This window comes from Aquihabitans sp. McL0605 (assembly GCF_049993875.1).
In the GTDB taxonomy this organism is placed as follows: domain Bacteria; phylum Actinomycetota; class Acidimicrobiia; order Acidimicrobiales; family Iamiaceae; genus Aquihabitans.
The window spans coordinates 3,192,357-3,215,046 of record NZ_CP188252.1 but is presented as its reverse complement, the minus strand read 5'-3'; the positions used below and the strand labels follow the sequence as shown (position 1 = coordinate 3,215,046).

The following is a 22,690-nucleotide window of genomic DNA, read 5'->3' as shown; positions in this document are numbered from 1 at the left end:
GACACGGCGGTTGGGAGGCGCTCCGGACCTGGCCGATCACCGCAAATTCGGCGGAACGAGTTCGAAACAGGCGGCAGTGCACGTGCGATACTGCTGCCGTCAAGACGGGCAAAGGGGTTCGCAGATGTCATCAAGAGAGGACCCGATCGAGGCAGGAGAGCAGCAGGGCTGGAAGGTTCCACCTCCCTACGTGGCGGGGTCCGACCGAACGCAACCCGCGCCGCCCACCCTGCCCCTCAGCCCACCGCCAGTACCGCCACCGCCACCGGCACTGGCACCTCCACCCGCGCCGGCGGCTGCACCCGCTCCAGCCCCGAAGGTTCCTCAACCCATGAACCGCCCACCGGTCGACTACCAGCCCGCCGACGCGGGTTGGTGGTTGGCGACCGACAACCTCTGGTACCCGCCCGAGGCCCTACCGGTCCAGGTCGCGCCCGCACCGCAGGCAGCGATCACGACCGTTCAGCAGGCCGTGCGCCCGCCCGCCCCGCAGACGTACGCGCCCGCCCCGGCGGGGCAGTTCGTTCCCGGGCAGCCGAAGTCGAAGCTCGGGGCCGGCCTCCTTGCGCTGTTCCTCGGAACTTTGGGGATCCACCGGTTCTACCTGGGCTACACCGGTCTCGGGTTGACCATGTTGTTGCTCACGATCCTGAGCTTCGGACTTCTGCTTCCGATCACCGCGATCTGGGCGCTGGTCGAAGCCATCTTGATCTTCACCGGCCGCATCAAGGACTCCAACGGCCAGCCGCTCGCCTGACGATCGAGGCTGCCTTGGGGTCCGTCGGCGCCGAGGGTGCCTGCCAGCCGCTAAGGCCTGCAGCCCTGGACCTTCTGGACGAGGACGGCCTTCTCTGCGGGCGTCACCGAGAGCTTCCATCGGGCCTTCACTGCAACCCAGTCGCTGACGTAGGCGCAGATCGCGTCGGGATCAGGTGGAAGCCATTCGTCGGGGGTGGAGTCTGACTTCGCGGTATTGAGGCGCGACGTGACCGCGACGAGCGTCGCTGAATCGTCGAGGTCGTTGTAATACGCCGCGCGTCTCTCGTCGGTCCACCGATAGGCGCCGGAACGCCACACATCGGCGACCGGGACCAGATGGTCGATCTGCAGGTCCGTCGGGTCCGTCGTGATCACGCCGTCGTACCGCGAATACCACCGTCCACTGAGCGGGTGGCATCGGTCGTTGACCACCGGAGGATCGAGCGATTCCTGGATCAGGACGAGCTCACGCGTGTTGCACCCGGTGGAGGGGTCGTAGCTCCATTCCCCACCACTAAATGCGTGTCGGTCGTACTTCGGGATCGTCGGGTCTGCTGGAGCAACCACGAGCCGGTCGAGCGCCGCGAACGCCACCGACATGTTCGTTGAATCGAGTCCAGGTCGTGCGGCCGATGTGGTCGGGGTGGGCGTCCCGTCGGCGGCCACGACGGTCCCGGTAGTAGTCACGACCTGGGAGCGCACCTGGGTAGTCGCGGCCGCAGCTCCATCGTCGATCTGGCCATGGGACTTGAAGGCGACGAGCACCCCAACGAGCATGAGCAACGCAACCGCGCCGCCGACGATCTTGGCTCTCGACGTCCTCGGCCGGAGCGGCCGGGGACGGGAAGGACGGGATGAGCCACCCGGCGGCCTGTCACCTTGCGGGTCACCTGGGAGGACGATCCACGAGCGGTCCCCATCTGGTAGATCCATGCCCTCCCCCTCACATTGACTTCGTCGCTTCGCCAGGCGGCGCGAGTCAGAGACCGACGCGCCTAGCCAGTCGTCCCCACCCGCACCAGATCAGGCTATGCGCACAGCCCCCACTCAACGGAACCCTTCATCGAAGCGACTCCACCGCTACCCCGCAGGTCGGTGGAGAAGCTGGCTGGGCCGTCCTCTGCGATGCACGCCTCCCCCACGTGCACCCGCCGCCGTGCTGGGACCCGAACTAACGAGCTCCGTCCCGTGCCACCGCCCTGGAGCTGACCCGCGTGTTGGACACCCGATCCTGGGTCACCCCTGGTGAAGGAGGCCCGGGATAGGTCGTCCAGCGAAGTACCCGAGGAGTTCCGTCGTGACGAGCCGAGTTGTTCGGCTCGTCGAATCGGTCCCGGGCGGAGATGCGAAGTCGCCCGGCAGCGGCGACGGGTCGCTCGGGGCACTCCGTTCGCGCAACCGGGCGCTCCCGGGGCGTCGCACGACTTTGCTTCTCAGGAGCGGCCGAGGTTCATCAGCCATCGCTTGGCGACTCATCGATGTGAGCTTCACCGTTCGATGGCGACCTTCCTGTGCTGCGCCGGCGAAGCCAGCGGGAAGCCCGGTAGCCGCCGTAGCCAGCACCCACGGCGGCGGCCGCAGGGGCGGCGACGAGGACGACGGTTCCTGCCAGCATCCCGCCTCCGACGACTCCACCGATCGCAGCGAGGCCCGACGTGATGCCGGCGGCACTCAGCCCGGACACGCCGGCAGCGCCCACGGCAACGAATGCGCCGCCGCTCCCCGCCGCCACTCCCGCCACCGAGGCCTTGCGCCCGTCGCTACGGGCGGCTCGATCTTCGTCAGGCAAGCACTCGTCGTCTCGCAGTGCCACCTGCATGGTCAGGACCGATGCGGCGCCGGGCACGAGGCCAAGCGAGATGATGCCGCCGACGGCTCCGCCGAAGCCTGCTGCCGCAAGCCCCGACATGATGCCTGGGCCGCTGACGCCACCGACCACGCCGGCGGTGGTCACCGCGCCGACGGTCGTGGCAACGCCCACCCCTTGCACCACGCCAACAGCGGACGTGCTCTTCACGGTGCTGACCTGGCGGCTGCGGCGCCGACCTGTGCTGCACCAGGTGGCGAAGTGCTCGCAGTTGTTGTTGACGAGGTGGTAGCCACCCTCGCCGAGCGATGATTCCGCCCGCTCGACGATGACCTCGATCGCGTCGCGCTTTCCGTAGGACCGCACGCAGACCCTCGAACCACTGGCGAACTCGGCCAAGCTGCACCGGCAAATGACGGCTCCGACCTTGAGCTCACCGCTCCCACCTGCGAAGTGGATGACCTCCCCCGATCGGCCGACGATGCCGTGGTGGATGTACCCGGCGCGGCGGACGTAGACGTGGTCGCCTGGGGTCGGCGTCATCCCCGGCGGGTTCGACCGTGGCTGCTGGGCATCGTTCGCACCCGCCATCACGCCGCCTCCACCTGAGAATCGAGGCACACGGCCGGGTCGGGATCGAAGGGCAGGAACCGGACCTCGTCGGCCACCATCTGCAGACGACGCGCCATGTTGTGGCGATGCCCGACGGCCCAGACCTCGACCCCCTCGTTCCGGAGGTCGATGATGAGGTCCTCGAAGATGTGGTCGCCGCTCCCCACGACCACCCGGTCGGCTCGCTCCGCGACCCAGACGGGGTCGATCTCGCCCAGCAGCTGGAGATCGGCGGCATCAGGGCCACCGCCGGCCGGGAGGAAGCGGACATCGGAGGGCATGTCGAACGCGAGGCGCTGGTAGCACCAGTGCGACGCTGCGCCGATCATCAGGTCATTGCCGTGCCATTCGGCGGTGGAGCGGAACTGGGTCACCAGGCCCTGGACGTCGGCGCCCTCGGCCTTGGCTGGGCCGCCGACCAAGTACTCGATGTCCAGCAGGTGCATCGCCCGCTGCGGTGGATGGAGTGCGGTCTTCATCGTGTTCTCCCCCTGCCCTCGCCACGTTGGCGAATGACTAGATATGCATATTTAGACGTCTAAGTTCGCAGATGTCAACGTTTTGTTCCCGGAACCGGTAGGATTTCCGTGATGTCAGGCACACTGCTCCCGCAGAACGACGGCTGGTACCGGTGGCGACCCGACCCGGCGCCGAGCGTCGAGGTCCTGGTGAAGGTCGTGGAGACCGGTGGCGGCCGAATGGCCATCAGCAGCCTCCGGGTCGAGGGGGCCGTCAACGGCGAGGTCCTCCGGGCCATACCCCTGGGGCGCATCGAAGCGTGTGCCAACGCCCAGTTGGGCGGTTGGGCGACGCCCCCAACCTCCGGCGGCGCGACCGAGACGCGGATCCGCACGTCCGGAGGGGCAGCGCCGGACGGCACCGGCGGCTGGGAGACACCACCGCCAGGCACGCCGGACGAGGTCGGCGCGGTCCGCCGAGGTCGGCCTGACTCCTTCTACGCGTCCATCGCGCGCGAGTACGGCGCGCTGGCGGCATCGTCCAGCAGACCGGCCGCCGACCTGGCCGAGCGTCACGAGGTGCCGGCCTCCACGGCACACCGCTGGATCAAAGAAGCCCGACGCCGGCACCTGCTGCGCCCGGGTCAGCCCGGCAAGGCCGGCTGATGGTCCGGTAAGGTTCTCCCACACAAGGGGGAGGCGGGATGGACGGGCTTGCCACGCGTTTGCGTGATCTCATCGAAGAGCACCTGGCACTCGGCGCGCCGGAAGGAGTGCAGGACCAACCGGTGTGGTTCCGCAGCGGCTCGGCCGCGGTCTACTTGCGGCTGCTGTCTGGGACTCCGCCGATGCTGCGCGTCTTCTCGCCGATCCTGCGGGAGGTCGACGAGACCCCACAACTGCTCCACGAGCTCAACGAGATCAACGCAGCGGTTGCTTCCGTGCGGTTGTTCTGGCGGGGCGACACCGTCTACGTCGCGACCGAGCACCTCGCAGCCACCCTCGATCCCGAGGAGCTCGTCGCTGCATGCGACACAGTCGCAGCCGTCGCCGACCACTACGACGACCTCCTCCTCGGCCAGTTCGGCGGCGTCTTGTCCTACGAGGACTCCTAGACCCAAGTCGGCGTCCTCGGCCGACTAGGGGCCGCAGTTTGAACGGCGAAGTCCCAGTGGTCGGTGCTCTCGGTCCGGATAGTGCCGAGGCGCCCACCCTGTCTCGAGACCGAACCGGGCGTGACCTCCCTCGCCCAAGCCCGCCACCGCCGCGTCGAGGCGATCCTGGACAACGCCGCAGAGCGCCATTGCGACGACCGTGCTTTGAGACCGCCGAAGGCCACCATCGCGATGGCAGAGGCGTTGGTTGCCGCCGGGGTGGGCGGCGCTCGCCACGCTCCCCCTGACCCTGAATCATTCCGGCACGATCTGACCGATCGGAAGACCACCCGCCCCTCGATCATCAGCGTGGCCATCGTCTCGAACCAATCCATGGGTGGCCGGGCGATCTGGAACAGCGGGTAGCCATCCACGTCGGCGACATCGGCTGATCCGCCAACGCGGCTCGGGTACTTCGCACCTCGCTTAGCGAGACGGCCCCACGGTGTCGTCCATCGGCACGACGGGCGTACTGGTTGCGCCCGTCGTAAACGTCCCCACCGGGACGATGGTCTTCTGTCTCCTGTCACGTTCTCCCCTCCACCGAAGATTGCGCAGCTTTACGACCAACTCGTCGGCGGCACACGCCGCCCGCTGGAGCATGCGTGGGTAGCCTCGCCAAGTGGCGGACGTGACCCCAGCGGGCTGGTACGCGGATCCTTCAGGTCGATACGAGCACCGCCACTGGGATGGCAGCCGGTGGACGAGCGGCGTCGCCACCGGAGGCCGCCAAGCCGTCGATGACCTGGGGGATCCATCCATCGCCCGGCCATCCGGGGGGCAGCCGCCGCCGGGTTGGTACGCAGACACCATGGGGAGCGGTGGCCAGCGCTACTGGGACGGCGCCCAGTGGACCGGTCAACTCGCGTGGAGTACGCCGATCAGCAGCCAGGTAGACGAGCCAGAGGCGCCATCGCCTCGGATCTCGAAGAAGAAGGGGGTCCCAAAGCAGGTCCGCCGTGCTGGCGCCCCGGCCTCCCCGGACGATTCTCACGGTGGCACCCTGTTCACGGAACAGGTGCTTGTGTTCAACCAGAAGGCGCGCGTGCTGCGGTCCACCTCGGAGTACGCCATCTTTCGACAAGACGGTGTCCAGCTCGGCACGATCGAGGAGGTCGGCGTCGATATCGGGACCGAGCTCGGCGTACGCCTGAGCGGAACCAGCGAGAGGGATCGAGAGCGCCGGTTCCAGATCATGGACACGCAAGGCCACATGTTGCTCAAGATGGGCCGATCTGAGACGGGATGGTTCGGTACGAAGGGACAGCTACGGGTCGAGGGGCCTCATGGTCCCATCGGCCTGATCCGCCAGGAGTCGACGGGCCTCGTGGGGGAGTTGATCGACACGGCAGGTGCCTTCGGTGTTGTGTACGGGCCAAAGATGGCTCGCCGTGCCCTCGGCGGCGTCAAAGGCCTAGCGGCCGGAGCGGCGGCACACGGGGCGCGGGTGCCCGTGCTCGTGGGCCTGCACAAGGTCGATGACGTCGGCCGCGCCCGGTTCGCCTTAGAGGCCGGTGGCCGCCGCCTCGGATCGATCCGGACCGACGGCTCCGCCGAGCGTGCGTTCAGCATCCGTGATGATGAGGAGCTCGCAGTCGGTCGCATCACGAGAACCTGGGAGGGCCTCGCCAAATCGTTCACCAACGCGGACCACTACGTCTTGGTCATAAACCGCCCGTTGGCGGACCCGCTGCGCACCCTGGTCATCGCCGCGGCCTTAGCTATCGACGTCGAACTGAGGGAGTAAGGGAACGGCCAGGCCATCGACGCGCTCGCATCAACCAAGAGACACTGCGGCCGCTCGGAAATTCTTGAATTCGGCGATCAACGCCCCCGATGAGCTATCCGCCGAAGCGGCGCAGCAGGTCGCGGAGCTTCTCGGCGAGGGCCTGATCGCCGACCGCGAGGCCCGCCAGGTTTGATAGGCCTTCGGCGACCTTGCGTTCGGATTCGTTCAGGAGCCCAGCGAAGTCGGGGTCGAGGAGGAAGCCCGTCATGTCCGCGGCTAGGAACGCGACTCGGTCGAGGAAGATCTGCAACGTGCGGGCGGCGACAGCCACGCTTTCGGCATCCCCGTCGTCGCCGATGGTGACCCTTGGGCCGGTGGGCACCACGGAGATGGTCCCGGACCACAACCTCGCTTGAAGGGGATCGTCCGCGAGCACCAATGCCGACCCGAGCACCGACCCCCCACCTTCGGATGCTGACGACTGGGCGGTGCGTACCTCGTGGACGATCTTGTGGAAGTCCTCGTCGCCTAGCGAGTAGCCGACGAACAGCATGTGGCGGGTGAGCAACATGGCCTGCACCAATCCGAACAGCGCGGCGTGACGAGAGGGTGCCGCAAGGTAGTCGTCACGGGTGAGGACGATGTCGACTCCTGATCGGCCGACGCTTCCATGCAGCTTGAGCAGCCAACGTTGACCCGCCTCTGACACCGCTGAGTAGGGCAGTACCACCAGGTCTTGGTGACATGCCTCGACCGCTGCTTCGAAGAGTCCGTCGTAGTTGGTGGTGATCGCCTCGGTCGTCGGGAGCGACGCGAGGAGCGCTCCGGTCAGCGGGTAGTGGGCTGTGTCGAGGGCCTGGACGATCTGGTCTCGGCCGTCGTCGGAGTCCTGCATCACGATCGTTGCTTGGTCCCGTAGGTCGAAGCGGTGCAGGGACTCGATGGAGTCCTCGTCGAGATCGGCGGCACGAGCGAGTTCGTCGATGAGGTGCTGCCACGTCGGAAGACCGGCACCAGCTGATACACCGGCGCCCAAGAACAGAACGAGGCGGCCAGAGCGCGCGAGCCCTGCGAGGCGTACGGCCGCATCCTCCAGTGCCGGTGTGTTCGGGCCGAGGTCCCAGTCGGCAACGTCGGGGGTGGCGGCGAGGACACGCTGGCGGGCGCGTTGTGCAGCGGCGTACATGGCCCGCGAACGTGCCGCGTCTTCTCCCCAGGTCACCAGGACAACGTCCACGTCGCGAGTCCGGGCTGCGCTACGGATGCGTTCGATCAGCGCTTCGAGGATCTGGCCCTTCTCGTCCCATCGGCCGCCGCCGTAGCGGGTACCCAGCACCGGCATCGCCAACAGCGGAACGGCTCGCCCACTGGCGCCACGCACATGGGCGCTGGCGGCCGCCGCCTCGATGAACTGCTCCGCGCAGTCCGCGTACCAAGATGCGGGCTGGTCGAGTCCACCGATTCGGCCGAGCCACACCTGCGGATCCGCAGCATCTGATGTGGGAAGCGCACGGAACTGTTCCTCGTCGGCCCAGGGCTCAATGTCCTTCTGGGCTTCAGCGGCTTCGATGACAGTGGTGAAGTCACCCGCGGTAGACATCCAATCGTCGGTCGGCAACAACCAGGCGTCGCAGTGCAAGCGCGTCACGTCCCCGGATGCGACGAACAGATGCCCTCCCCCACTGCTCCGACGGGTTCGGCCGTCGACTGGGGGAACTGCGACGTCGGCAGGGTCACGGATGTCGTCGTGCTCGTCTTGTCCGTGGTGCGGCGGCGTCACGTCGCTGATAGCTGTTGGGTTGGCTGGAGGATCGACCGTGGTGGCCGCAGCAGTTCGTGCGTAGCCCAGGTCTCGGAGGGCTGAGTAGTCGCCGTCGGGGCGAAGCCATCGCATGTTCCGCCGACTACCGAGTCCTCCAACGGCTGCCTGTGGAACCACGTCGAGCCTGCCGCTGCTACTACATATGGGTCTTGATACCAACCTGCTGGCGCGACCTCGGCGCTCATGCCACCTCCCCCGTGTGAATTTCGGCACGATACCGAGCGACCGAATCCGGCACACATACAAACGGCCGCACGCCCGGGGCTCGCCTCCGAAACGCTGCGCCTGGTCATCCGATGCCAGCGATGGTTGCTCGGACCCCATCCAACGATGAGAGCCCGAGTTCCTCCAGGACAGCGTCGACAGTTGCGGGAAGCGGCTTGCCTGCGGGGGTGAGGCCGATGCCTCGGTCCGAGTTTGGACGGGTTTCGATTCGTAGGTCGTTGATCAGAGCGGGCTGGCTGACATAGCGGTAGCTGTTCGCCATCAGCAGGCCCGGGGTCTTCGCGGGTCGGATGACGACGAGCTCTGGTCGAGACCAGATCACATACGCGGTGTGGTCGTCGCCATGAGTGCGGATGAGTAGGGGCGACGGTGCTTCGGCGGCGGCCAGGAGCTCGAAGGCGACATGGAGTGGTTCGGTGCCACCCGGGTGCACATCGACGAGGCCCCCATCGGTGGAGACCCTGATGCCAAGTCCGATCAGATGTGACACGGCGTCGGAGAGCGGGTCTGCTGCAACGAGCCGATCGCACATGTCGAGCACGACTTCGGGGTCGCTGTACGCGGGGAGCCATCTGTGGAGTCCCGTGGAGTACTCGTCGATGAGGTCACATTCGGCTGCGACGAGGAGGTGGCTGACGGAGGCGGCGGTCTTCTTGAAATCGTGGTTCAGCACAGTCGGGTCGAAGCGCCGGAGTGCGGACTCGACGACGGACAGGCTTAGCGCGGCGAGGCTGCCGGCGGCCGCTTCGTAGTTGGGGTCTGGGTCGGCGATGTCGAGGCCACGGACAGCAGAGAGAATGAGCGGTGCCCAGTCGTGGTCGTCTGCGTCCCATGCGTGGCCAGCGGCCACCATGAGGGCGAACCGCAAGGCCAGGAGGCGTTGCACGGGCTCGGGGTCAGTCCAGTTCTTGACGAGTTTGCTGGCGGTGTCGCGGAACCGCTTACGTTCTTTTGCCTGGGCTTTCGTCAACGAGAACGTTGCCGGGTCCCATGGCTGGTCTCCAGTGGCCTCGTCGTCGGCGGTGTCGTCGTCGAGACCTCCGATCTCGTCGCCGGCGACATCTTCATCCCAGTCGATTGACATGACTGTGCCGTGATTGGTTGCGGGGATCGGAAGGCCGAGCGCGAACGCCAAGAGTGGCGCACCGAAGCGGCCTTGGCAGCGATCCAGGTACTCCTCCCAGTCGCCGACGTCGAAGGTCCCGGTCGTGCTGGTGCCCGCTTCCTTCGGGATCGACGGTGCCGCCCCTGTGCCTTGGATCTTGAGCTCGTCGATGACCTTCCAAAGCTGTTCAGCGACGGCGGGATCAGAGAAGATCGACGGCAGGTCCGGTACTCGTGTACCGGAACGGAACGACGACCGGCGGCGCAGGAGGCGGAGAGGGTCGGCGACAAATGCCACCGACGACGTGACGCCGTCAGGGAGGCGGAGGCGAATGCGTGCCCCGCCGGTGATGGTCTCGGCGCTCAGCACCAAGTCAATCGCCCCGGTGGGTGCGGTGCCGATGGTCTTCCAGTGGTCAGGTGAATCCTGAGCGAGGGAGGCTTCGACGGTTGACTCCTGGGCGAGGGGCCGTCCGAAGACGAGCTTGAGGGATCCGGCCTCGAGCACTGCTGACAGCAGCGGGAACCCTTTGGCTTGGGTGCCGATCGGAGGGACCTTGGGCAGTGAGCTGAGCTTCGTCCGCTCGAACGGCTTGCCGATCGGGAAGAGCGACTCGGCGATCGGCGCAACAACACCGACCTCAACGTTTCCGCCAGTCCCTGTGGTGGTGAGGAGCGCGGCCCGCGAGAGGTTGGGGCTCCCGGTCAGCGCCCAGCGACCTTGCGGGGTGGACCATTCGATGAGCTTTCCGTGGCGGTAGGTCGAGTCGTCCAGCTCGACAACCTCGTCACCAGGGCGGAGCACCCGTTCGAGTTCGACCGGGTCCAATCGGGTGAGCTTCGGCTGGATCGCCACGCGAACGATTTCGGGAGTGAAGTGCTCGATGAGCCGAGCGACCGCCTCACCGTTGGGGTCGTGGAACGGGGCGTAGAGGAGCAATTCATCGACTGAGCCAGCCGGGAGTTGGTCGATGATCGGCATGGGCAGGGTGGTGACGAGATAGGCGGGGCCGTCACCTGTCGAGACTTCATCGAGGCGGGCGGCGGTGCGTTCCATCGCGGCGGTGACTCCCTGGCCGACGCGGACGACGGTGCTGAGGTCGCGCAGCCATTGTGCGGTTTGAGCCACGACCGGGCTGGCGGAGATCTGGTTGGCGTGATGGATCGACCAGAGCTCGTCGTTTCCTTGCCAGCCTGAGGCAGACAGGTTGCCGGACCCCACGGCAACCGTTGCGGTGTCGCTGCCGGCGAGCACGATGATCTTTGGGTGGAATGAACCCGAGCAGGTGGCGAGGCCAGGCAGATATGCGGTTCCGGCGCGTTTGACGGCGTAGAGGTCGTGGTGGGCAACCCCTGCGTCCGCGACGACCGTGATGCGTGCACCGGTCTGGTGAGCCAGCGACAGTGCCATCCGTTCGAAGTAGCCAAGGTCGTGGTTGAACGTGAAGATCAAGATCTCTTCGAGTTCACGGTCGCCCTGGAACGCTTCTCGGGCCAGCAGCCCGAGCGGGGTCGGGATGATCGCTTCAGTCATGCGGGCAGGTCCAACAGCTCAATGCCCTCGGACGTCACACCCCAGTGATCGTCCGCTCGCTCCAACACCCCGAGTACCTCGAGGATGCCGGCCAACTGGGCGAGGCGCAGGCCGACATTGCCGCTTCCTTCGCGTCCAACTGCAACGAGGAGCCCGGCGTGTTCCTGGACCCGAGTGGGGAGCCACACCGTTCCGTCGCTCTGCGGACGGAGCTTGCCCATGGCGATTCGTCGACTTCGGTCGAGCAGCACCGTCACCAGTTCGGCCGCGACCTCGGCCATGGCCCACGTGCGCCGATCGTTGATCCATGACGCCAACCACAGTGGGCTGAGGACGAGGGCTCGCCGCTGGTCACCGACCAGGGCGGTCCGTGCTGTGCCCTCCAGCTCGCTGGATCTCTTGGCGCCAAGCGCGAGCAGCGACAGGCACTCGTTCGGGACCGATAGGTCGAGAGATCGGATGTGGCCCTCGGCGTCGAGTGGGTCCGCACCGTCCATGGTCGCGGGAAGGTCGTTCAAGAAGTCGCCGAGCGTGCCGGCGGGGAGCGCTGCAGCCAAGACCTCCTGAAGCTCGGATGGTGGGGTGACGACCCGGATCTGGTCGACCATCCATCCCCAGAGGAGACGCCACGCTCCCACGGAGTCATGACGAAACAGCGCTCCACGCCAGGCCTGTGCTTCGGGAACTGATGCGGCCACAGGGTCCTCGCTGAGATCGCCGAACGCGACAAGGTCTCTGAACGCATCGACAAGCTTGATGGGGTTCTCGGCCTGCGCGGCACGGCACAACAGGCGCACGGTCCCGCGTCTCGTGTCGTCAATCTTGACCGGGTCGCTGACCGCCACCGAGCACAGCACCCGCTTCAGCCAACGGCCGTCATGGTCGTTGTTGGCTGAGCCGATCGCCAAGTTCGCATGGTTCGCCAGATCGTCTGTCGACACCTGATCTTGGGCTGCGAGGTCGAACAGGCCATCGAAGCCCCGGCGAAGAGCGGGCTCGTCGAGGCGTGACCCCGGGGCCAGCGCCGTGTCACCAAGGATCTTAAGGGTGAGTTCGCTGCCGAGGTAAGGGTTCAGGAATCCGGTCTTCGGCTTCGAGTAGCCGCCGGGGGTGGCGAGCTTCGCCACATCGAGGAATCCGTCCTGGTCGTAACGGGGCTTGATGGCGTCGTACCCGTGTGGCGTCCCCGCCACGTCGTCGGGGTGCGCGATCGACGCTCCACCGACCACGACTTCGCAGCGACGAAGCAGGTCATAGGCATCAGCGAGCCCGAGGCCCCGTTGGTCTGCCTCGAGCGCGACCAGGCCGTGCAGGGCGTAGTAGCGGGCGTTGATGGTGACGGTGGTCGCGCCAGGGACCAGCTTCGCGGTCATATTCAGCAGGTGCGCCTCAACTGAGAGCGGGAACCGACCGGCGCGAATCTCGAGGCCCTTGCGAGCCCACCCTGGCCCCTCGTCGTGAGCCGGACCCGAGTCCAGACCGTTCAGTTCGCCCACTGACACGCCGACCCCTCCACACTCGCCGGAGCCGATGGTAGGCCGCAGCGATCACCCCGGCTGGCGGGCCCTGGAGCCGTGTCGGTGGTTCCAGGACTGGCCGAACGGCATCTTCGACGAACCTTGAAGGTCATCTCTCGTCGAGGTCGAGTCCCCAAAGACCCAACAGGGTCCTCCGGGCGACCGCATTGCGAACAACGTGCGATCTCGTGAAGGACACCAACACATCGCTACTTCGAAGGGCATCAAGAACAGAGCTGAGTGGCCGGTCCTCATCGGCCACGCGAGATCGCAACACCTGGAACTGGCTCCGCCTTCGTGTCCGCTTGATCGGGTCAGTCACAACGACCCACGGGCGTCCAACCGTTCGGGCCTCGCCCTCGCCCCACACGTGGAGGATCACGTCACCACGTCGGTACTCGTCACCCAAGGCGCTGCTCTCCCAGTCGAGCGTGAAGCGCGCGGCCGGGAAGCCACGACGGTTCCTTCGGGTCGTCGCTGCAAACGCCGCTTGATCCTCTGGTCCCAGTTCATCCTCCGCACGGTCGGCCGACAACCAGAGACGGAAGGGCCCCTCGGGTAGGAACGAGGAGTCGAGTTGCTCCCGATCGCCGCTCCCAGGCGGTCCACCGTTTCGCCCCATCGCCCAGATTCGTCGGGCCTCGGTCAGGAACAGATCGTCGACATCCTCGTCAGGCTGGACCGAGAGCACGAAGGCCCGCGCCTCGCGGATCAGTTCGGTGTCCGTCGTGACGACTGCTGCCTCGAGCAGCTGGTCGGAATGAGTCGAGGCGTTTGCCGAACCGATCACCGCACGGCGACTCGCCGCCACGACCTTGGCGTGCAGCGTCGATGAGGAGCGCACGGTGACGCCCCGGTCCACGTACGTGGCGAGTGCTTCCGGATTGGTCGCACGCGCAAGCAGGCTTTGCTTTGACGCGTTCACAATCAGCAGGTCGCCCGACTTCAGCGGTAGGAGGGCCGGCGCTTGAGCACCGACGAACGCGACCGCGGCGACCACGCGTGAGCTGCCGCGGCAGACTTCCGTGATGTCCGACCAGATCCCTGGCCCCTCGATGAAACGTGTTGCCATGGGTCCCTCCGTCGTCTGACTGTTGTTACGCCCACACTGCGTGTACAGGCTCTCCCGCAACCCGTGCGAGTCCGCTGGCGTCCGTGACCCGTGCCGCACCCACGCACCGCGATCTGGGAGAGCAGCGGCAGCGCGGCTAATCTCGTCTTGCCCCGGCGCAAGCGCAAGCACGTGCTCACCCGCCAGGATCGGCGCGATCGCCTGATCGTGGAGCGGCCGGAGGCCCGGCCAGCCCAGTGACTGCACGATGTGGTGCTTCACTCCGGGGTGCAATCGATCAACCCGTTCATCGACCGATGCCGCTCAGTCGGAGCTGCATCGAGGTCCAGCTCGATGCCATCCGCGGTGAGGCCAGGCGCCGCGTTGAAGAGCGCAGTGCAACCGCGCCCCCGACCCGGCAGCGACTCCCCACCTCGTCGCCAACGGTTGCGCGGCCCCAAGGACCCGATGCCCCCTTCACGACGTGGCCGCGAGGCAGCACTGCGGGCGTCGGACCGACAGCGACTGCCACGCCCCGACAGCCCGGGACCTACCAGAGGGTCCGCGAGACACCGCTCCTTGACAACCGCATAGCGAAACCGGGCGAACGAGCCCCGGCCTTGCCCCGTTCACCCCAGAGAGGAGGTGACACGACCACGTGTCCGGGGCCAGGCCGAGGCGCCTTCGCCCTCAACCACCCGGGCTCGGCCGTTCAAGGCACCACGGACGCGTACGCTCGCCGGGACCTGCGCCGGCCCCGGCCCGGGAACTGGAGGACAGGCGTGAAGAGCGAAGACCTCGCCGAGGTGCGACGAACCTTGTGGAAGGCAGCCGACGAGCTGCGAGCGAACTCCACCCTCTCGCCGAGCGAAGCCCGAGGGCCGATCCTCGGGCTCATCTTCCTCGCCTACGCCGAGCACCGCTTCGAGCAGATCCGCCCCGAACTCGAGGCCAAGGCCACCGCCCGCCGCCCCATCACCCCCGACGACTACCGGGCCCAATCGGTGCTCTACATCTCCGAAGAAGCCCGGCTCTCCTACCTGGTGAACCTGCCCGAGGAGGAAGACCTCGGTGAAGCACTCGACACCGCCATGCGGCTCGTCGAGACCCACAACCCCGACCTCAAGGGCGTGCTCCCGAGGGGGTACCAGCGCCTGCAGAAGTCGACCATCACCGAGATGCTCAGGCTCTTCGCCCCACTCCCCCGCACCCTGTCCGGCGACGCGTTCGGGCTCATCTACGAGGACTTCCTCTCCAACTTCGCCATGGCCGAAGGCCGACTCGGCGGAGAGTTCTTCACCCCGTACTCGATCGTCCGGCTCATCGTCGAGATCATCGAGCCCTACCACGGCAAGGTCTACGACCCCGCCTGCGGCTCAGGCGGCATGTTCGTCCAGTGCGCCACGTTCGTCGAACGCCACAAGCAGTCCGCAACCCGCGAGCTGTCCGTCTACGGCCAAGAACAGAAGGAGGTCACCGTCCCGCTCGCCAAGATGAACCTCGCCCTCCACGGCCTCTCCGGCGACATCAAACTGGGCAACAGCTACTACGACGACCTCCACCACGCCGTCGACAAGTTCGACTTCGTCATGGCCAACCCGCCGTTCAACGTGAACGGCGTCGACAAGGACAAGCTCGCGAGCGACCCCCGCTTCCCGTGGGGCCTCCCGAACACCGACAACGGCAACTACCTGTGGATCCAGCAGTTCCACTCTGCTCTCAACGACACCGGCCGCGCCGGGTTCGTCATGGCCAACTCCGCCGGCGACGCCGGCCACTCCGAGAAGGAGATCCGCCGCCAGCTCATCGAGTCCGGCTCTGTCGACGTCATGGTCGCCATCGGAACCAACTTCTTCTACACCGTCACCCTCCCCGTCACGCTCTGGTTCCTGGACAAGGCCAAGCACGGCACCGACCGCGAAGACCACGTGCTGTTCATCGACGCCCGGCACCTCTACCGCCAGATCGACCGGTCCCACCGGGACTTCCTCCCCGAGCAGATCGAACTGCTCGCCAACATCGTCCGCCTCTACCGCGGTGAACAGATGGAGGCGGTCGACGGAAGCGAGAACCTCATGAATGAGCGGTTCCCTGACGGCGTGTACGTCGACGTCCCCGGCCTTTGCAAGATCGCCACACGGGCCGAGATCGAAGCCCAGGGCTGGAGCCTCAACCCGGGCCGCTACACCGGCGCTGCCACCGGCGACGAGGACGACGAGGACTTCGTCGAGAACCTCAGCAGTCTGCAGGAGGAGTTCGCCCGCCTAAGCGACACTGCGGACGAGCTAATCGTCAAGGTCAACACCGCTGTGACCAGGATCCTCGCGGGATGACCCCCGCCGGTGAGGACCGCGGAACCGGCGAGCGGGCGACGACCCAGACCGGCGGTCGCCCTGCGATTGAGGGGGTCATCCGTGGCCGGTACGCGCTGAGCGTCGGCAACCCTGGTGACCCGATCGCTCCGGGATGGACGTGGACTGCTCTAACCAGCGTCGCCCGACTGGAGTCTGGTCACACGCCGAGCCGCCGCCATCCGGAGTACTGGGATGGCGATGTCCCGTGGATCGGTATCAGAGACGCCACACGCAACCATGGCCGGACCTTGTCCGACACAGCGCAGCACACAAACGAACTCGGTATCGCGAAGTCGTCCGCGCGTGTCTTGCCTGCAGACACCGTCTGTCTATCCCGCACGGCTTCGGTCGGCTACGTCGTGGTGATGGGCCGAGAGATGGCGACCAGTCAGGACTTCGTCAACTGGGTCTGCTCGCCCCAACTCGACCATCGGTTCCTGAAGTACATCCTGCTGGCCGAACACAGCACCTTTCTCAGCTTCGCAAGTGGTACGACACACCAGACCATCTACTTCCCTGAGGTCAAGGCGTTCCACGTCTGCCTTCCTTCGCTCGACCTGCAACGCCGGATCGCCGACGTACTCACGGAGATGGACGACCTGATTGAGAACAACCGGCGTCGCATCGAACTGTTGGAGGAGATGTCACGGGTAATCTACCGGGAGTGGTTCGTGCACTTCCGGTATCCCGGGCACGAGACTGCAGCCGTCGTCAACTCGCCGGCGGGCCCGATACCGGAGACCTGGACAATCGCCCCAGTCGAGGAGTTGGCTTCGGTCGAGAAGGGCCTCTCGTACAAGGGTGCCTACCTCACTCAGGCTGGCGTCCCTATGGCCAACCTGAAGTGTCTGCGCCCGGGAGGCGGCTTCCGCCGGGATGGGACCAAGCCATACTCCGGGCCCCATAAGCCTCGTCACGAGGTTCGGCCGGGCGACCTTGTCATGGCAAACACCGACCTCACCCAGGCAGGCACGGTGATCGGAAGTCCAGCGTTTGTCCCCCGACGAGGGTTCGAGGATGGTGGCATCATCTCCCATCACCTGTTCGCCATCAGGTGCGAAGACCAATCCAGGATTCACTGGCTCTACGAGTCGTTCCGCGACGAGCGGTTTCGAGCGTATGCCCGAGGAGTTGCCAGCGGTGCAACCGTCCTTGGCTTCCGTCCAGCGGATCTACTCGCGTACCCCCTCGCCTGCCCGCCGGACCGTCTGCTGAACGAGTTTGCGACGATCCGGTCGGAGCTCGGCACGCTCATCGAGGACCTCGAAGACTCAATCGAGACCCTCGTGACCCTGCGGGATCTGTTGCTGCCGAAGTTGGTAACTGGGCAGGTCGACGTGTCCACTCTCGATCTAGGCTCAGTGTTGGAGGGAGCGGCGGGGTGACACCAACGGCGGGGTACTCGGAGGACGCGCTGGTCGAGCAGCCGGCGTTGGAGCTGCTGGCCGAGTTGGGCTGGACGGTTGTCAACGCGTGGGCGGAGACGTTCGGCCCGGCGGGGACGTTGGGCCGGGACTCGATGCGTGACGTGGTGCTGGTGCACCGGCTCCGTGACGCCCTTCGCCTCCTGAACCCAGACGTAACCGAGTCGGCTCGGGAAGAAGCGCTAGAAGCGGTGGCTCGGGACCGGTCGGTGATGGACCGGGTGCGGGCCAACCGGGAGGTTCACGACCTCCTCCGCGATGGGTATCGAGCCGAGTGGACCGACACCTGGGGTGAGCAGCAGTACGCGACGGTGCAGTACGTCGACTTCGCTGACTCGTCGAAGAACGACTGGCTGGCGGCCTCGCAGGTGTGGTTTGCCGGGGAGCTACACCGGCGCCGGACTGACGTCGTGCTGTTCGTCAACGGCATCCCGCTGGTGCTCGCCGAGTTCAAGGAGCCGAGCCGGCCGGCCAAGGCGGCGTACGACGAGAACCTGACCGACTACCGCGACACGATCCCGGCGCTGTTCGTGCCGAACGGGTTCCTGATCGCGTCGAACGGCTCCGAGGCCAAGATCGGCTCGACCTACTCGCCGTGGGAGTTCTTCGGCGACTGGAAGGTCATCGACGCCGACGGCACCCGGGGTGTCATCGCCCTCGAGACCGCCATCCGGGGGACGTGTGCCCATGACCGACTGCTGGACCTGGTCGAGAACTTCACCGCCTTCATCGAACGGCCGGGCGGGCTCGTCAAGGTCGTGGCCCGCAACCACCAGCTCCTCGGTGTGAACGCAGCCATCGAGAACCTGCACCGGGTCCGCGCCGCCGGCGAGAAACGTCTCGGAGTGTTCTGGCACACCCAAGGCTCGGGTAAGAGCCTGTCAATGCTGTGGTTCACGCAGAAGGTGCTGCGCCGCATCCCGGGAGCGTGGACGTTCGTGATGGTCACTGACCGCACCGAGCTCGACGTGCAGCTCCACGGCGAGTTCGCCGACGCCGGTGCCATCGGCCGTGAAGCGCAGGTTCACGCCACTTCTGCTGGCCACCTGCGGGAGTTGTTGGCGGCGGACCACCGGTATGTGTTCACGCTGATCCACAAGTTCCGCGTCGACGCCAAGGCCGGCGAGACCTCCATGCCGGTGCTGTCGGACCGCGACGACGTGATCGTGATCACCGACGAAGCACACCGCTCCCAGTACGACACGCTGGCGTTGAACATGCGCCAGGCGCTCCCGGGGGCGTCCTTCATGGGGTTCACCGGGACCCCGCTGATCGAGGGCGAGGAGGTCACCCGCCAGCAGTTCGGCGACTACGTCTCCGTCTACAACTTCAGGGATGCCATCGCGGACGGTGCCACCGTCCCGCTGTACTACGAGAACCGGATCCCCGAGCTCCAGCTCGTCAACGAGAACTTCTCCGACGAGCTCGCCGAGCTCCTCGAAGAGGCCGAGCTCGACGAGGACGCCGAAGGTCAGCTCGCCCGCCGGTTCGGTCGCGAGTACACGCTGCTCACCCGTCCGGAGCGGCTCCGCACCGTGGCCCGAGACCTGGTCGGGCACTTCGTCGGCCGCGGGTTCACCGGCAAGGCCATGTACGTCGGGCTCGACAAGGCCGCCGCGGTGCGCATGTACGACTACGTGCAGGAGGCCTGGGCCGAGCACCTTGCTGAGCTCCGGACACAACACGACGCGCTACCCGAGCTCGAGCGGCCCTGGCTGGCGAGCCGGATCGCGCTTATGGAGACCACCGACATGGCCGTCGTGGTGTCCCAGGCCCAGAACGAGATCGCCAACCTGGAACGCCAGGGCCTCGACATCAAGCCGCACCGGGCCCGGATGAACACCGAGGACCTGGCCGAGAAGTTCAAGGCCCCCGGCGACCCGCTGCGGCTGGTGTTCGTGTGCGCCATGTGGATGACCGGGTTCGACGCCCCGAGCGTGTCGAACATCTACCTCGACCGGCCCATGCGCAACCACACGCTCATGCAGACCATCGCCCGAGCGAACCGGGTATTCCCGGACAAGGACAACGGGCTGATCGTCGACTACATCGGCGTGTTCCGCAACCTCGAGAAGGCCCTCGCCATCTACGGCGCCGCCAACGCCGAGGTCGGCGTCGACTCCCCCATCCAAGACGTCGATGCCCTCGTCGGGGCACTCGCCGAGTCCATCGACACCGTCATCGACCTGTGCGCCCACAACGGCGTCGACCTCCCGGCACTACGCGACGCCACCGGCTTCGCCCACATCGCACTGCGCGACGCCGCCGTCGAAGCGCTCCTGGTGGACGAGGAGACCCGCACCGGGTTCCTCGCCGCCTCCCGGGTGACCCGCCGGATCTTCAAGGCGCTGCTCCCCGCCCCCGCCGCCGCCGCGCAGCAGCAGACCGTCGCCGCCATACGAGTTCTGGCTGAGCGGATCGCGGACGTGTCACGGCCGCCACAAGCCGACATCGAGCGGGTCTCCGACGCGGTCGAAGCCCTGCTCGACCGGTCCGTCGGCGCCGAGGAGTACGTCATCCGGGCCGCTGCGGAGGGCAGCGAGCCTGATGCCCTGATCGACCTCTCCCAGATCGACTTCGACGCCCTAGCCGCGTCGTTCGCCGGGCGCAAACGAGCCGAGACCGACCGCCTCGCCGCCCTGCTCAAGCAGCGGGCCATCGCAGCAGCTACGCGCAACCCGACCCGCTACGACCTCGTCGAGCGCATCGAGGAACTGATCGCCAGCTACAACGCTGGCAGCGTCAACATCGACGAGTACCTCAAGCGGCTCATCGAGCTCTCGAAGTCGCTCACCGCCGAGGAAGAACGGACGGTCCTCGAGGGCCTCGACGAAGCCGAGCTGGCCCTCTTCGACCTCCTCACCAAGCCCGAACCGGTGCTCACCGACGACGAACGCAACACCGTCAAGGCCAGCGCCAAGCGGCTCCTCGAGCACCTCCACGACAAGCTCGTCTTGGACTGGCGCCGCAAGTCCGCCACCACCGCCGAGGTCCGCACCACCATCCGCGACGTCCTCGACGCCGACCTCCCCGCCGACCCGTACCCACCGGTGGTGTTCGACGCCAAGGTCCAAGCCGTGTTCGACCACATCGCCACCGCCTACGGCGACGACCACACCAGCGTCTACGACACCCCCGTAGTCACCGCCCCTGGCCGTGGCACCGCAACCCTGGAGATCCCGGTGACAGCGGCGGCGGTCACCGAGGAGATCGCAGAGCAACTCCGCCACGACGACGAGTTCGTCGCTCTCGTCGCCGAGAAGCTCGGTCTCGTCGGCAACCCCGAGCTGCGCACCATCGACGAGCTCATCGACAACGACGAGGACTACGACGTCGAGTTCAAGTCCACCGCCCGCTGGGACATCAACCAGGAGCGGTACAACAAGGAGATCGAGGACGCGATCGTCAAGACCATCGCCGGGTTCCTCAACGCCGACGGCGGCACGCTGCTCATCGGCATCGGCCCCGACCGGGGCACCGTCGGCCTCGCCCAGGACTACGCCAAGGTCAAGCCCGCCAACGGCGACGGGTTCGTGAACTGGCTCACCACCCACCTCATCAACGCCCTCGGACACACCCCCGTCACCCTCACCCGCGCCCGCATCTCGGTACACGGTGGCACCGAGATCTGCCGCGTCGACGTCGCCGCCGCCCCGGCACCGGTGCGAGCCAAGACCAGCGTCAAGACCGACCTCTTCTACGTGCGCATGAACAACTCGACCAGGATCCTCCCCGACGACGAGATCACCGCCTACTGCGCCGCCCGGTGGGATCTGGCCTGACGGTGACCTCGCCTACGACGGAGTGGGATGGGGCGGGCGCGCCGGTGCTCATGCGGTCGATGACTGACGCTTGGGCCGTGCTGCACCAACGCCAGGCAGACGAACTGCGGCGCACTTGGGTACCAGCGATAGCGGGGATGAGCGCCTCGAAGCTCGATCTCACCCGCAACGGTCAGTGGGTCTCGGGTCCGTCGACGCTCATGTCGGTGCTCGGGCTGAGTCGCGCGGAGGTCGTCAACTGTCGGATGGTGCGCTGGCTGTTCGACCCGCTTGCCCGTCACGGCATCGGCGTCGACATGATCCGGTCGCTCGCTGACTACCTGGACATCACGATCGAGTCTCCTGAGACTGCCTCGGTCGAGACCGAGATCGCGATCGCCGACACACGCGCCGACATCGTGCTGACCGCCGGGTCGGACACGATCGTGTTCGAAGCCAAGATCGACGCCGCCGAACAGGATCAGCAGGGCAAGCGGATCGAGACGCACTGGCCAGATGCCGATCCGCTCATCTTCTTGACCGCCGGGCGCGCACGCATCCCCCACAGCGCCGCTGACCCTGCGCGTTGGCGGCACCTGTCTTGGCTGTGGATCGCCGAGACCGCGTCAGCGCACACCACCCAGAAGCACGGCACCGGCGACGCCCGTATGACCACCGCCCACGACGCCGTCCGGGCGTGGGCTGACTCGACCCTGAGGAGCCTCCGTTGAGCCTCGACCAACCCAGCTTTGACCCCGTCCCCGCCCAGGGCACCGGTTCCAGCGAGTTCTCACTGCCCGAGCTCTTCTACCTCACCCACCGAGAGCTCATCGACGAATGGGCACGACTGAAGAGTTCTGCGGCCAGCGCCCAAGACGCATGGCTCACCGAGATCGCCGTGCCAGCCATCGCGAGCCTCGCCGAGGACCGCGGAGTCGACCACCAGTCCTTCGACGAGGGCAGGTACCGGTCGTCGCTGCTCGTCATCCCAGGGACCGACGAGCACCGGGGACGCCCCAGCGTCGGCATCGGGCTGTGCTGGTCATCCGCCAGCCTGGAGGCACCGTTCGTCGCGATCGACGTCGACCTCTCGGCACCACGCGGCCCCGAGACTCGAGAAGCCGTACTCGTCGCGGGCGCCCGCGACCTGCGGTCCGCCAACGGCTACAAGAAGGAGCGCCGCTGGCCAGCGTGGCGCTGGGTCGCAGTACCGCCGCAGTGGTGGAACGACCTCGACGCCATGCTCCAACTCATCCTCGACGACGTCACCGCCACCTTCGAACTCTTCGAGAGCCCGCTCCGGTCCGGGCTCAGCGCAGCGGCGACCGAGCCAGGAGATGCGCCGGAGCCAGCCGTGATCGACGCGGCCGGTCCCTGAC

Annotated in this window: 17 protein-coding genes; 10 read left to right on the top strand and 7 right to left on the bottom strand. The window is 66.8% G+C overall.

All coding sequences use genetic code 11. The features are described from left to right. Positions 1-379: 379 nt before the first annotated feature. Positions 380-757, top strand: a complete 378-nt coding sequence (locus ACPPVX_RS14830) for an NINE protein (RefSeq protein ID WP_426571338.1) — start codon at positions 380-382, stop codon at positions 755-757. A 50-nt stretch (positions 758-807) separates the two neighbouring features. Here ACPPVX_RS14830 and ACPPVX_RS14825 read toward each other — a convergent pair whose 3' ends face one another. The 3 genes from ACPPVX_RS14825 to ACPPVX_RS14815 all read right to left on the bottom strand — a co-directional run bounded on the left by ACPPVX_RS14825 (position 808) and on the right by ACPPVX_RS14815 (position 3,657). After that, positions 808-1,524 (bottom strand): HNH endonuclease family protein, encoded by a 717-nt coding sequence (locus tag ACPPVX_RS14825; protein WP_426571337.1) that lies wholly within the window; start codon positions 1,522-1,524, stop codon positions 808-810. A 688-nt stretch (positions 1,525-2,212) separates the two neighbouring features. Further along, entirely contained in the window at positions 2,213-3,157 is a 945-nt protein-coding gene (locus ACPPVX_RS14820; RefSeq protein ID WP_426571336.1) for a lecithin retinol acyltransferase family protein, read from the bottom strand. Next, positions 3,157-3,657: an NYN domain-containing protein gene (locus ACPPVX_RS14815; RefSeq protein WP_426571335.1), complete on the bottom strand. Its 501-nt coding sequence runs from the start codon at positions 3,655-3,657 to the stop codon at positions 3,157-3,159. Before ACPPVX_RS14815 ends, ACPPVX_RS14820 begins: the two co-directional genes overlap by 1 nt. A gap of 189 nt (positions 3,658-3,846) precedes the next feature. Here ACPPVX_RS14815 and ACPPVX_RS14810 point away from each other — a divergent pair, with 189 nt between their 5' ends. The 4 genes from ACPPVX_RS14810 (at position 3,847) to ACPPVX_RS14795 (ending at position 6,537) form a co-directional block, all read left to right on the top strand. Further along, positions 3,847-4,302, top strand: a complete 456-nt coding sequence (locus ACPPVX_RS14810) for a hypothetical protein (RefSeq protein ID WP_426571334.1) — start codon at positions 3,847-3,849, stop codon at positions 4,300-4,302. 38 nt (positions 4,303-4,340) lie between these two features. Beyond that, the gene (locus tag ACPPVX_RS14805; RefSeq protein WP_426571333.1) at positions 4,341-4,751 is read left to right on the top strand and encodes a T3SS (YopN, CesT) and YbjN peptide-binding chaperone 1; all 411 of its coding nucleotides are present in this window, start codon (positions 4,341-4,343) and stop codon (positions 4,749-4,751) included. A gap of 120 nt (positions 4,752-4,871) precedes the next feature. After that, positions 4,872-5,156, top strand: coding sequence for a hypothetical protein (locus tag ACPPVX_RS14800; protein ID WP_426571332.1), 285 nt, complete (start codon positions 4,872-4,874; stop codon positions 5,154-5,156). Positions 5,157-5,412: 256 nt separating this feature from the next. Continuing rightward, a complete protein-coding gene (locus tag ACPPVX_RS14795; RefSeq protein ID WP_426571331.1) occupies positions 5,413-6,537 on the top strand; it encodes a phospholipid scramblase-related protein in 1,125 nt (374 codons plus the stop codon). 94 nt (positions 6,538-6,631) lie between these two features. On the opposite strand, the gene ACPPVX_RS14790 is transcribed toward ACPPVX_RS14795, so the two are convergent. The 4 genes from ACPPVX_RS14790 to ACPPVX_RS14775 form a co-directional block, all read right to left on the bottom strand. After that, complete coding sequence (locus ACPPVX_RS14790; RefSeq protein ID WP_426571330.1) at positions 6,632-8,167, bottom strand: SIR2 family protein; 1,536 nt, start codon at positions 8,165-8,167, stop codon at positions 6,632-6,634. A gap of 463 nt (positions 8,168-8,630) precedes the next feature. Next, positions 8,631-11,204 (bottom strand): hypothetical protein, encoded by a 2,574-nt coding sequence (locus ACPPVX_RS14785; RefSeq protein ID WP_426571329.1) that lies wholly within the window; start codon positions 11,202-11,204, stop codon positions 8,631-8,633. Next, positions 11,201-12,577 (bottom strand): hypothetical protein, encoded by a 1,377-nt coding sequence (locus ACPPVX_RS14780; protein WP_426571328.1) that lies wholly within the window; start codon positions 12,575-12,577, stop codon positions 11,201-11,203. The genes ACPPVX_RS14785 and ACPPVX_RS14780 overlap by 4 nt, the downstream gene beginning before the upstream one ends. Before the next feature lie 253 nt (positions 12,578-12,830). Further along, positions 12,831-13,793: a hypothetical protein gene (locus ACPPVX_RS14775; protein WP_426571327.1), complete on the bottom strand. Its 963-nt coding sequence runs from the start codon at positions 13,791-13,793 to the stop codon at positions 12,831-12,833. A 761-nt stretch (positions 13,794-14,554) separates the two neighbouring features. On the opposite strand from ACPPVX_RS14775, the gene ACPPVX_RS14770 reads away from it, so the two are divergent. The 5 genes from ACPPVX_RS14770 (at position 14,555) to ACPPVX_RS14750 (ending at position 22,689) form a co-directional block, all read left to right on the top strand. Further along, positions 14,555-16,105 carry a type I restriction-modification system subunit M gene (locus tag ACPPVX_RS14770; protein WP_426571326.1) on the top strand — a complete coding sequence of 517 codons (1,551 nt, stop codon included), beginning with the start codon at positions 14,555-14,557 and terminating at the stop codon, positions 16,103-16,105. Beyond that, entirely contained in the window at positions 16,102-17,511 is a 1,410-nt protein-coding gene (locus ACPPVX_RS14765) for a restriction endonuclease subunit S (RefSeq protein ID WP_426571325.1), read from the top strand. The genes ACPPVX_RS14770 and ACPPVX_RS14765 overlap by 4 nt, the downstream gene beginning before the upstream one ends. Further along, the gene (locus tag ACPPVX_RS14760) at positions 17,508-21,332 is read left to right on the top strand and encodes an HsdR family type I site-specific deoxyribonuclease (protein WP_426571324.1); all 3,825 of its coding nucleotides are present in this window, start codon (positions 17,508-17,510) and stop codon (positions 21,330-21,332) included. Before ACPPVX_RS14765 ends, ACPPVX_RS14760 begins: the two co-directional genes overlap by 4 nt. A 137-nt stretch (positions 21,333-21,469) precedes the next feature. Continuing rightward, a complete protein-coding gene (locus ACPPVX_RS14755) occupies positions 21,470-22,042 on the top strand; it encodes a PD-(D/E)XK nuclease family protein (RefSeq protein WP_426571323.1) in 573 nt (190 codons plus the stop codon). Further along, positions 22,039-22,689, top strand: coding sequence for a hypothetical protein (locus ACPPVX_RS14750; RefSeq protein WP_426571322.1), 651 nt, complete (start codon positions 22,039-22,041; stop codon positions 22,687-22,689). The genes ACPPVX_RS14755 and ACPPVX_RS14750 overlap by 4 nt, the downstream gene beginning before the upstream one ends. Position 22,690: the final 1 nt, after the last annotated feature.

Excerpts from the sequence above, each read along its gene's own strand:
- ACPPVX_RS14755 (WP_426571323.1), top strand. The coding sequence starts at position 21,470 with ATGAGCGCCTCGAAGCTCGATCTCACCCGCAACGGTCAGTGGGTCTCG.
- ACPPVX_RS14785 (WP_426571329.1), bottom strand. The coding sequence starts at position 11,204 with ATGACTGAAGCGATCATCCCGACCCCGCTCGGGCTGCTGGCCCGAGAA.
- ACPPVX_RS14820 (WP_426571336.1), bottom strand. The coding sequence starts at position 3,157 with ATGGCGGGTGCGAACGATGCCCAGCAGCCACGGTCGAACCCGCCGGGG.
- ACPPVX_RS14780 (WP_426571328.1), bottom strand. The coding sequence starts at position 12,577 with ATGACCGCGAAGCTGGTCCCTGGCGCGACCACCGTCACCATCAACGCC.
- ACPPVX_RS14815 (WP_426571335.1), bottom strand. The coding sequence starts at position 3,657 with ATGAAGACCGCACTCCATCCACCGCAGCGGGCGATGCACCTGCTGGAC.
- ACPPVX_RS14775 (WP_426571327.1), bottom strand. The coding sequence starts at position 13,793 with ATGGCAACACGTTTCATCGAGGGGCCAGGGATCTGGTCGGACATCACG.
- ACPPVX_RS14805 (WP_426571333.1), top strand. The coding sequence starts at position 4,341 with ATGGACGGGCTTGCCACGCGTTTGCGTGATCTCATCGAAGAGCACCTG.
- ACPPVX_RS14765 (WP_426571325.1), top strand. The coding sequence starts at position 16,102 with ATGACCCCCGCCGGTGAGGACCGCGGAACCGGCGAGCGGGCGACGACC.